The organism is Leisingera sp. G5_S3_59_S7 (assembly GCF_054968485.1).
The window spans coordinates 1-9,666 of the sequence record NZ_JBQKUH010000097.1; the positions used below are offsets into that span (position 1 = coordinate 1).

Below are 9,666 nucleotides of genomic sequence, written 5' to 3' on the forward strand. Positions count from 1 at the left end.
CTTCAGCACCGGCTCAAGCTCGATCCTGAGCGCGCCTTCCATCCGGTTCACCGCCGTCTCCAGCTGGTCGATGCGGGCGCTCAGCGCGGCGCGGTCGGCGGCCGCCTTCTGCGCCGCCTGCGCGCCCAGCCCCTCGTTGAGGGTGGTGAACATCTCCGCGATGCGCTTGTGCAGCGCCACCAGATCGGCCTGGGCCGCCAGCGGCGGCGCGTCCGGCCCGCCCTGGCGCAGGGCGTTGGCGATCTGCGCCAGCACCGCGGCGCTCAGCCGCGGCGGCTGCGCCGGCTTGTCCTGCGGGGCCGCCGGATCCGGCTGCGGCCGCCGGGCCGGCTGATCCGGAGCGGCCTGCGCCTGTGTTTGTGCCTGTGCCTGCGCCGAGGGCGCCTGGGCCGGGCGGGGCTGTGCGGGCCGGTCCGGCGGCGCTGCCTGGCGCGGCTGCGCCGGCTCCTGTTGCGCGGCGGGCTGCTGAACCGCGGCCGGGCGGGCGGGGCTGCCGGCCGGGGCGGGCGGGCCCTGCACCGGCGCGTCGAGCGTCAGCTTGTTCATGACGCCCTCCCCAGCGAGGCCTGCCAGGTCAGCCGCTGCGCCATCTCGGCGCGGCCCGCCGACTGCAGCTTGGCCAGCACCCGCTTGGCATAGGTGTTGAAGGTCTGCTCCTTGAGGCCCGCGATATGCGCCGCCTCGCGGTTGCTGAGCCCCAGCTGAATGAGCGCCGCCACCCGCGCCTCAGCCGGCGACAGCCCCATCTTCTGGGCCAGCATCTCGATGCGGGTGCGGTCGGGCTGGCGCGGCAGGATCGCCACCACCAGCGGCTGATCGGCGCCGGCGCAGCGGTAGCGGGTCAGCGACACCGGCAGCCGCATGCCGCTTTGGCGGTCCTCCAGGAACAGGATCAGCTCGCGCGGGCCGCGGGCGCTGCCGCGGCGCGAGCGGGCGCATTCGGCCACCGCCGCGTAAAACCCTGCGGTCTCGCCGGGGCGGGCGCAGCTGAGGCGGCCGCCCTGGTCGCTGAGCAGGTCGCCGCCCTCCAGCATGTCGCGCCCCGATTCATTGCAATGCAGCAGGCGGCCCTCGCCGTCGAGCACCAGCACCGCGCTGTCGGTTTTCTTGGAAATGGTCCACAGCAGCGCGCTGGTCACCGCCGCCTGGGTCTCGCCCGCCAGCTCGCGCAAGCTGTCCTCGCGCAGCACCGGCCAGATCGCCTGCAGGATGTCGCCGCAATGGGCATCATGCGGGCCGCCGTCCAGTTTCAGCGCGATCAGATCCTCGCTGCCGTCCTCGAAACCGCAGGAAAACAGCGCCCAGCCGCGGCCTGCGGCCAGCTCCGCCGCCAGTTCGGCGGGGAGCCGCGCCGCCAGCATCTGCGCCGCCGCCCCCCCCGGGCGGCGCGGGCGGAAGCTGTTGGCGGTGCCGGGCTGCAGCTGGCGCCGCAGCGCTGCCGCGGCGGTGTCCGGGCAGGCCTCGCCAAGCGCCCCGGCACTGGTCAGCACCGGGGCGCGGCGGTGCCCCGGCTGCACCAGGGCCAGTTTTGTCAGAGAAGAAATTTGCCTTTGAAGAGACCGCGAAAATACCAACCTGCCCGCTTGCGCAGCGGACGCACTCAACACAACCATGTTGCCCCCCGGCATGACATTATGAATGCCATGAAGGTAGCACAGTGCCGGAAACGGCAAACCGGGCAGAGGAGGTACGCCAAAGGCCGGCGCGGCGCGGCCGGGCGGCGGCGGATACTACCATGGGGGTAGCGGCCGGCGGCGCATCAGGCGAATCGAAAAAACCCAGGGTTGTTTTCTACACGGATATAAGTTTCTTAAAATTGTAGAATTCCATCCGGAAACAGACCGTTTCCCCATTGGAGACACTGCTAACGGGGTAAGGCGCCCTGGCCGGATCGCGTGGAAAAACAGGCGGATAAGGCGCAAACCCGGGCGCCGGGCCGGGCCGGCCAGCCAAAAAGCGCTGCTCCGGGAGGGGAAGTTTCTTAACAAAAACGGCTGGATTCGCTACGGTTTATCCACAGCAATGCGCATCAGAAGTGTTTGATTGCCCGTGTGCGCTGCCAGGCCCAGGATGTTTTTTTCCGGGCATGTTCTGTATTTATCACGATCCGGAAACGGCAGCGCAGAAGCGCCGCCGGGGCCAAGACGGCAGCAGGCGGGTGAATTGTGTTTCAGGGAGCGGCCGCGCATTGCAGCACCGGCGGCCTGCGGGGGCAGGCGGTTTCAAAAAAGGGCGCTCCTGGAGGGACGGGCCGGACGCAGGATCCGGCTCTGGTTACGAGTAAAGGAGTTTTGGATGCCTGTGCACATTGTGGGGGAAAGCAGGCTTCTCAGGGATATGTTTCTGAACATCTGTGAAGCGCATGATTACGAGACCGGCAGCTGCTGCAGCAGCCTGGCAGAGCTGCCGCCGCTGCCGCCAAAGGACCTGGTGCTGTTTTACAGCCACTGCACCGGCGCCGGGCTGGAGGCGGAGCTGCGCAGCTTCCGGGCCCGCAAGGGCGGCGCGCATCTGATCCTGGTCACCGGCGACGATTGCCCGCCAGAGGCCCAGGCCCGTCTCAGCACCTATGCCGAAGCGGTGATCCCGGAGCGCCAGTCGGCGGATGCGCTGATTGCGGCGCTGCAGGTGGTGCAGAACGGCTACCGGATCGTGCTGCCGGAGGCCGCCGCCGCCGCCGCAGAGGCGCCGCCGCGGCCTGCGGTTGTGCCGCGCCCGCCGGCCCGGGCCGGGCACGGGCTGTCGGACCGCGAGCAGCTGATCCTGGCCAAGCTGACCGAAGGCGCCACCAACAAGAGCATCGCCAATGAGCTGGGCATCTGCGAAGCCACGGTGAAGGTGCATCTGCGCACCTGCTTCCGCAAGATCGGCGCCAAGAACCGCACCCAGGCGGCGCTCTGGGCCTCCGAGCGGCTGCCGCCGCAGACCGCGGAGCCGCGCCCGCACTGACGCGGGCCGCTGGCAGGGAGCACAGCAAGAGCATGAAAGGCGCGCCCGGCCTCCGGGGCGCCAATGCGGCGGCCGGGTCTCCGGCAACACCCGAAACCCTTTCTTGCTGAGAAGGTCTTGAGGGGCAGGTTTTGTCTTCAGGCCCTGTTTCGATTGTGCCCGGAGGTGCCGCGCAAAGTGTGGTCCGGGACCACAGATCCGCTTTCCACGAGAGGTAATGCAGGATAGGCATAGCGCCAGCAAGTAGACTACTATTTGATTGAAATGCCGACCCGGAAGAAGCAAGCGAAGACTTATTTGACCGCTGACCGCCACGCCCGGCTTGAGGCTTTGGCTGCGGCGAGAGGACAAACCGTTTCGGCTTTTCTGAGCCAGCTGACCGGTATTGTCCTTGGAGATAATGCGGGTCCGGCAGAGCCTCCGCGGCCGTCCTCACGAGCGCGGAGGGAAGGAAAGGTTACGGTCCGTCTGGCGCCGGATGTGCGTGATATGCTGTTGGAGGAGGCAGCGCGGGCCGGGGTTACCCCGTCCACTTGGGCGGCAAGCCTTTTGACCGCACGGTTATGCACTGCGCCACAGCCAATGACGCGGGACCGCCGCCGGTTCATGTCCGGGTTGCGGCAGATCCAAGGGCTGGCCACGAACGTGAACCAGATCGCCCATGCGATGAACCGCGGGGTCTTTACCGGGGACAGCTATGCCCCCGCCAAGGCTGAGGTGGAGCAGCTGCGCGCTGAGGTGGCAATGCTGCGCCAGCAGCTGCGTGATTTCGCCCGGGGCCGGCTGGCCTTTCAGTTGGGCCTGGATGAAGAGGCGCTTCCGGACTGAGCGGCTTCGAGGCCCCCTGCGGGGGCAGAATTTCTGCATGCCGCTGCAGACACGCGTGGTGCGGTATGCGGCTTCCGCTACTTTTTACGGGTTACGGGTGCTGGCTAGGACCGCACATTTTACCAAGCTGCACGGCCCGGCGCCTCCTGCTTACCAAGCTGCACGGCCCGGCGCCTCCTGCCTGAAGGACCGCTCGCGTTGTTTCATGACACGAACGGAAAGGGAGTCTTGCAATTGAAACTGCGGAGGTTGATTTCGTACCTGGTGCGCATACACTATGCGCATAATAGAAGGGGGTCCGAATGCGCGTACAATCAGCGCCGAAAAAGCCAACCAACCTGTCATTGGACCAAGGGTTGCTTCGTGAGGCCAGATCTTTTGGGGTGAACCTCTCACAGGCGGCAGAAGCGGGTGTGAGGCAGGCGGTGCAAGAGGCAAAAGCCGCTGCTTGGAAGCGGGAAAATGCCAAGGCGCTGGAAAGCTCTAATGAATGGGTTGATCAGCATGGTCTGCCACTGGAAAAATTCCGGCCTTTCTGATGGCGCGTTTTGACGTTTATGCCGACGCAGAAAATGCAGGCTATCTCTTGGACGTTCAGGCTGATCTTTTGGAGAGTTTGAATACGCGGATCGTCGTGCCGCTGATGGCGGTTCGCACTGCACCTGCACCGGCCAGACGGCTGAATCCGGTGTTTAGCATCCAATCCGGGCAGTACGTGATGGTTACTCAGTTTCTGTCCGCTGTTCCTTGCTCGATCCTGAAAACACCGGTGGCCAGCCTTGCACAGCACGACGCTGAAATCATGGGGGCGCTGGATATGGTGCTGACCGGCGTCTGAAGTGCCCTGACGGCATTCTCAATCTCCTGGCCATTTGCACGCGCTGTTACACCGAGAGAGCTAAACCCCTCCGAAACCCGGTCCGCCATCCCTCTGGTTAGATTTTTTTGCCGCGCCTCCGGCTAGACCTTAAGTCTCCGTGCCTCCGGCTAGATTTTTAGTCTCCGTGCCTCCGGCACGAGGGCATTGATCTGCGCGATATGCTCCGGCAGGCAGCGGCTCAGGAAATCGTATTTCTCCACCATATGGGCGCGGGCTGCCGGGCCGATGTGGGCGTACTCGCCGGGATTGGCCAGCACGTCCGCCACCTGATCGGCGAGCTTTTCCGGGCTGAAGAAATCCACCAGCAGGCCGGTCTCGCCATGGGTGATCGCCTCGCGCACCGGGGCCACGTCGGCGGCGACCACCGTGGCCTGCATCGCCATCGCCTCCAGCAGGGACCAGCTGAGCACGAAGGGCATGGTCAGATAGATGTGGCAGCGGCTGATCTGGATGATCCGGGTGAGGTCGTCATACGGAACCTTGCCGAGGAAATGCACCCGGCTCCAGTCGACGCTGCTGCCCAGCTCATCCTCCATCTCGCCGCGCAGGCCACCGGGGTGCTTGCTCTCGGCGCCATAGGAGGTCTCGCTGCCGCCGATCATCAGGACGCGCGCATTGGGGCGCTGCGCCTGGATCCGGGGCAGGGCGCGCATCATGATGTGAAAACCGCGGGCGCGCTCCATGTTGCGGGCGATATAGGTGACCACCTCATCGTTACGGGTGAGCGGCGTCTCCAGCCGCCCGAGGCTGACCGAGGCGTCCGGATCGGGGCCCAGCTTGTCTGTGCGGATGCCGTCATGGCAGAGATACATGCGGTCATGGAAACTGGCCGGAAACCGGTCGCGCTGCCAGGCGGTGGGCACATGGCCCTGGTCCACAAGCTCAATGCTGGCATAAGGCACGGTGTTGCGTGCCTCGGCAAAGAAATAGGCCTGGTCGTTGGGCGGGTTTTCCGGATCAAACCCGACCAGACCGCCCGAGGTGCGGTAGAAATATTCAAAGAAGCCGATGATCGGGACATCGGGGTAGGGGTCCTTCATGAACAGCAGCTCGCCCCAGCCGGTGTGGCCGATGATGATGTCGGGGGTGAAGCCCGCGTCCCGCAGCTGCCGCGCTGCCAGCGCCGCGCCGAGGCCCGCGCCGGACGCCGCCTCCCAGTCCCGGGAGAGACCGAAGGCATCCTTGTCCGGGGTGCGGAAGGGTTTGTAGGTGACCGTCCTGATCCCCGGCAGCTGCACGTCCCGCCGCTGGGTCAGGAACACGATCTCATGACCGCCTTGCGCCGCCAGCCAGGGCGCCAGTTCGCGGTACTGGCCGGGCATGTTCTGATGCACAAACAAAATCTTCATGGGCTTATGCTTGCCGGGCTGCGGGCCGGGATGCAAGCGCAGGCTGCAGGCGCGGGCGGCGCCTGTTGCAGCCCTGCCGGCGCCTGATGCTGGCGCTATGCCCTGCTAGCGGCTAGATATAATCAAACGGAGGCAATCAGGGGGCCGGACAGGGATCGGGCAGAGACCGGGCCGGAACCGGGCCAGAGAGCGGGGCAGAAGCGATGCAGATAGAGGAAACCGGGCTGCCGGGGCTGAAAGTGCTGACGCCCGCCCGCTTTGGCGATGCGCGCGGCTTTTTCAGCGAAAGCTGGAACAAGCGGCGGCTGCAGGAGCAGGGGATCGATCTGGAGTTTGTCCAGGACAACCATTCGCTGTCGGTGCAGGCGGGCACCCTGCGCGGCCTGCATTTCCAGGCGCCGCCGCACGCCCAGGACAAGCTGGTGCGCTGCGGCCGCGGCGCGCTGTTTGATGTGGCGGTGGATATCCGCAAGGGCTCGCCCGCCTATGGGAAATGGTTCGGGATTGAGCTGACGGCGGAGAACGGCAAGCAGCTCCTGGTGCCCAAGGGCTTCCTGCACGGCTTCCTCACCCGGGTGGCGGAGACCGAGGTGATCTATAAATGCACCGATTATTATGCGCCCGACTGCGACGGCGCGGTGGCCTGGGACAGCTGCGGCATCAACTGGGGTTTTGAGGGCACGCCGCTCTTGAGCGGCAAGGACGCCGCGGCGCCGGCCCTGGCGGATTTCGACAGCCCGTTCACCTGGGAGGGATAAGGCATGAAGCTACTGGTTACGGGCGGGGCGGGCTTCATCGGCTCTGCGGTGGTGCGGCTGGCCGTCGCCCGCGGTCATCAGGTGGTGAACCTGGATGCGCTGACCTATGCCGCCTGCCTGGACAATGTGGCCAGCGTGGCAGAGAGCCCGGCCTATGCCTTTGAGCGGGCCGATATCCGTGACCGGGCCGCATTAGACACTGTTTTTGCCCGCCACCGTCCCGATGCGGTGATGCATCTGGCCGCCGAAAGCCACGTCGACCGCTCCATCGACGGGCCGGGCGATTTCATCGAGACCAATATCACCGGCACCTTCAATATGCTGGAAGCGGCCCGGAAATACTGGACCCAGGCGGGCAAGCCGGAGGGGTTCCGCTTCCACCATATCTCAACGGACGAGGTCTATGGCAGCCTGCCTGCGGACCCGGCGGTGATGTTCACTGAGGAGACGGCGTATGATCCGCGCTCGCCCTATTCCGCCTCCAAGGCCGCCAGCGACCACCTGGTCCGGGCCTGGCACGAGACCTACGGCCTGCCGGTGGTGCTGACCAATTGCTCCAACAACTACGGGCCCTATCATTTCCCGGAAAAACTGATCCCGGTGGTGATCCTGAATGCGCTGGCGGGCAAGGTGCTGCCGATCTACGGCGACGGCTCCAACGTGCGCGACTGGCTCTATGTGGAGGATCATGCCGATGCGCTGCTCTTGGTGGTGCAAAAGGGGGAACTGGGGCGGTCCTACAATATCGGCGGCGAGAATGAGCGGTCGAACCTGGAGCTGGTGCAGACGCTCTGCGCCATTCTGGATGAAAAGCGTCCGCGCGCGGACGGGCGGTCTTACACGGACCAGATCACCTTTGTGGCCGACCGCCCGGGCCATGACGCGCGCTATGCGATCGACCCCAGCCGCATCCGGCAGGAGCTGGGCTGGCGTCCCAGCGTGACGGTTGAGGAAGGTCTGGAGAAGACGGTGCAATGGTATCTGGACAACGAGAGCTGGTGGCGCGCTCTGCAGGACCGCGACGGTGTCGGCCAGCGGCTGGGCACTGGAAAGTGACGGCAGATAGGCCACAAAGGGCAGCGCCCGAGCCTGGGCGGGTGCGAAGCGCCCTCCCGTGGGGAGGGTCGGGCGCTGCCCGGCGGTGCCGCCGGGCGGAACATCTTGGAGAGCGCATATGATCCTCGTCTTCGGCGAAACCGGCCAGCTGGCCCGTGAACTGGCAGCTTATGACGGGGTCACCTGCCTGGGCCGCGATCAGGCGGATCTGAGCCATCCGGCGGCCTGCGCCGCCGCCATCCGCCAGGCGCAGCCGCAGGCCGTGATCAATGCCGCCGCCTACACGGCCGTCGACAAGGCGGAGAGCGAGGAGGCGCTGGCCACCGTGATCAACGGCGCCGCGCCCGGCGCGATGGCGGCAGCCTGCGCTGAGGCGGCCATTCCCTTTGTCACCCTCTCCACCGATTACGTCTTTGACGGCAGCGGCGAGGCGCCCTGGCAGCCCGGCGATGCCACGGCGCCGGTGAACGCCTATGGCCGCTCCAAGCTGGCAGGCGAGGACGCGGTGCGCGCGGCGGGCGGAACTCACGCGGTCCTGCGCACCTCCTGGGTGGCGTCGTGCCATGGGAACAACTTCGTCAAGACCATGCTGCGGCTGGGCAAGGACCGGGAGCGGCTGACCATCGTTGCCGATCAGATTGGCGCGCCGACCCCGGCGCGGGACATTGCGGCGGCCTGCCTGGAGATCGCGCGGCAGCTGATCGAAGATCCGGGCAAATCCGGCACCTATCATTTTGCCGGTGCGCCCCAGACCAGCTGGGCGGGCTTTGCGCGCGAGATCTTTGCCCGCGCGGGCGTGGACTGTGCGGTGGAGGACATCCCCACCGCGGAGTACCCCGCGCCGGCAGCGCGGCCGCTGAACTCCAGGCTTGATTGCGCCGCGTTAGAGACTGTTTTTGGCATCCCGCAGCCGGACTGGCGGCTGGGGCTGGATGATATTCTGAAGGATTTGGGAGAAGTGGCATGACAGAGGGCGAACCCGGCATGAGGACTGCATCCGGCCGCAAGGGCATTATCCTGGCCGGCGGCTCCGGCACACGGCTCTATCCGATCACCATGGCCGTGTCGAAACAGCTGCTGCCCTTGTATGACAAGCCGATGATCTACTACCCGCTGTCCGTCCTGATGCTGGCGGGCATCCGCGAGATCTGCGTGATCACCACGCCGCAGGACCAGGACCAGTTCATCCGCCTCCTGGGCGATGGCAGCCAGTGGGGGGTGGAGCTGACTTACGTGGTGCAGCCTTCGCCCGACGGGCTGGCGCAGGCGTTTATCCTGGCCGAGGACTTTCTGGCGGGGGCGCCCTCGGCGCTGGTGCTGGGCGACAACATCTTCTTTGGCCACGGGCTGCCGGAGCTTCTGGCGGCGGCGGACCGGCAGGCGGAGGGCGGCACCGTCTTCGGCTATCACGTGGCCGATCCGGAGCGCTATGGCGTGGTCGCCTTCGGCGCGGATGGCACCGCGCAGGGCATCATCGAAAAGCCCCCCGTTCCGCCCTCGAACTATGCGGTGACGGGGCTGTATTTTCTGGATGGATCGGCGCCTGAGCGGGCGCGCCGGGTGCAGCCCTCACCCCGCGGCGAGCTGGAGATCACCGACCTGCTGCAAAGCTACCTGAACGAAGGCGCCTTGCGGGTGGAGACCATGGGCCGCGGTTACGCCTGGCTTGATACCGGCACCCATGGCTCGCTCCTGGATGCGGGCAATTTCGTGCGCACCCTGCAGGAGCGCCAGGGGCTGCAGGCCGGCTGCCCGGAGGAGGTCGCCTATGGCCGGGGCTGGATCACCGCCGCCGGGCTGCAGGCGCAGGCCGGGAAATATGCCAAGAACGCCTATGGCGCCTATC

10 protein-coding genes and 1 pseudogene are annotated in these 9,666 nt (G+C 66.3%); 8 read left to right on the forward strand and 3 right to left on the reverse strand.

Annotated features, from left to right (window positions below; all coding sequences use genetic code 11):
- Window positions 1-546 (reverse strand): annotated as a pseudogene (locus tag ACTRWG_RS22185) (hypothetical protein); the annotation flags it as partial.
- Complete coding sequence (locus tag ACTRWG_RS22190) at window positions 543-1,490, reverse strand: helix-turn-helix transcriptional regulator (RefSeq protein WP_462829948.1); 948 nt, start codon at window positions 1,488-1,490, stop codon at window positions 543-545. The gene ACTRWG_RS22190 and the pseudogene ACTRWG_RS22185, both read right to left, overlap by 4 nt.
- 847 nt (window positions 1,491-2,337) lie before the next feature.
- Between ACTRWG_RS22190 and ACTRWG_RS22195 the strand changes: the two genes are divergently transcribed.
- The 4 genes from ACTRWG_RS22195 to ACTRWG_RS22210 all read left to right on the forward strand — a co-directional run bounded on the left by ACTRWG_RS22195 (window position 2,338) and on the right by ACTRWG_RS22210 (window position 4,615).
- Window positions 2,338-2,949 (forward strand): response regulator transcription factor, encoded by a 612-nt coding sequence (locus tag ACTRWG_RS22195; RefSeq protein WP_462829949.1) that lies wholly within the window; start codon window positions 2,338-2,340, stop codon window positions 2,947-2,949.
- Window positions 2,950-3,531: 582 nt separating this feature from the next.
- The gene (gene mobC, locus ACTRWG_RS22200) at window positions 3,532-3,777 is read left to right on the forward strand and encodes a plasmid mobilization relaxosome protein MobC (protein ID WP_462829950.1); all 246 of its coding nucleotides are present in this window, start codon (window positions 3,532-3,534) and stop codon (window positions 3,775-3,777) included.
- 302 nt (window positions 3,778-4,079) lie between these two features.
- Window positions 4,080-4,316, forward strand: a complete 237-nt coding sequence (locus ACTRWG_RS22205; RefSeq protein WP_259969805.1) for a type II toxin-antitoxin system CcdA family antitoxin — start codon at window positions 4,080-4,082, stop codon at window positions 4,314-4,316.
- Entirely contained in the window at window positions 4,316-4,615 is a 300-nt protein-coding gene (locus ACTRWG_RS22210) for a CcdB family protein (protein ID WP_259969806.1), read from the forward strand. Before ACTRWG_RS22205 ends, ACTRWG_RS22210 begins: the two co-directional genes overlap by 1 nt.
- Before the next feature lie 149 nt (window positions 4,616-4,764).
- On the opposite strand, the gene ACTRWG_RS22215 is transcribed toward ACTRWG_RS22210, so the two are convergent.
- A complete protein-coding gene (locus ACTRWG_RS22215; RefSeq protein WP_462829951.1) occupies window positions 4,765-6,006 on the reverse strand; it encodes a glycosyltransferase family 4 protein in 1,242 nt (413 codons plus the stop codon).
- 203 nt (window positions 6,007-6,209) lie between these two features.
- Here ACTRWG_RS22215 and rfbC point away from each other — a divergent pair, with 203 nt between their 5' ends.
- The 4 genes from rfbC to rfbA all read left to right on the forward strand — a co-directional run.
- On the forward strand, window positions 6,210-6,764 hold the full coding sequence (rfbC, locus tag ACTRWG_RS22220) for a dTDP-4-dehydrorhamnose 3,5-epimerase (protein ID WP_259973142.1): 555 nt from the start codon (window positions 6,210-6,212) through the stop codon (window positions 6,762-6,764).
- 3 nt (window positions 6,765-6,767) lie between these two features.
- On the forward strand, window positions 6,768-7,820 hold the full coding sequence (gene rfbB, locus ACTRWG_RS22225; RefSeq protein WP_259973141.1) for a dTDP-glucose 4,6-dehydratase: 1,053 nt from the start codon (window positions 6,768-6,770) through the stop codon (window positions 7,818-7,820).
- A gap of 118 nt (window positions 7,821-7,938) precedes the next feature.
- Window positions 7,939-8,787: a dTDP-4-dehydrorhamnose reductase gene (gene rfbD / locus ACTRWG_RS22230; protein ID WP_462829952.1), complete on the forward strand. Its 849-nt coding sequence runs from the start codon at window positions 7,939-7,941 to the stop codon at window positions 8,785-8,787.
- Window positions 8,788-8,804: 17 nt separating this feature from the next.
- Window positions 8,805-9,666 (forward strand): glucose-1-phosphate thymidylyltransferase RfbA (gene rfbA, locus ACTRWG_RS22235; protein WP_462829953.1); only part of this gene is annotated, 862 nt, incomplete at its 3' end.

Coding starts and splice junctions, on each gene's coding strand:
- mobC (WP_462829950.1), top strand. CDS start 3,532: ATGACGCGGGACCGCCGCCGGTTCATGTCCGGGTTGCGGCAGATCCAA.
- rfbC (WP_259973142.1), top strand. CDS start 6,210: ATGCAGATAGAGGAAACCGGGCTGCCGGGGCTGAAAGTGCTGACGCCC.
- ACTRWG_RS22210 (WP_259969806.1), top strand. CDS start 4,316: ATGGCGCGTTTTGACGTTTATGCCGACGCAGAAAATGCAGGCTATCTC.
- rfbB (WP_259973141.1), top strand. CDS start 6,768: ATGAAGCTACTGGTTACGGGCGGGGCGGGCTTCATCGGCTCTGCGGTG.
- ACTRWG_RS22195 (WP_462829949.1), top strand. CDS start 2,338: ATGTTTCTGAACATCTGTGAAGCGCATGATTACGAGACCGGCAGCTGC.
- ACTRWG_RS22205 (WP_259969805.1), top strand. CDS start 4,080: ATGCGCGTACAATCAGCGCCGAAAAAGCCAACCAACCTGTCATTGGAC.
- rfbD (WP_462829952.1), top strand. CDS start 7,939: ATGATCCTCGTCTTCGGCGAAACCGGCCAGCTGGCCCGTGAACTGGCA.
- ACTRWG_RS22215 (WP_462829951.1), bottom strand. CDS start 6,006: ATGAAGATTTTGTTTGTGCATCAGAACATGCCCGGCCAGTACCGCGAA.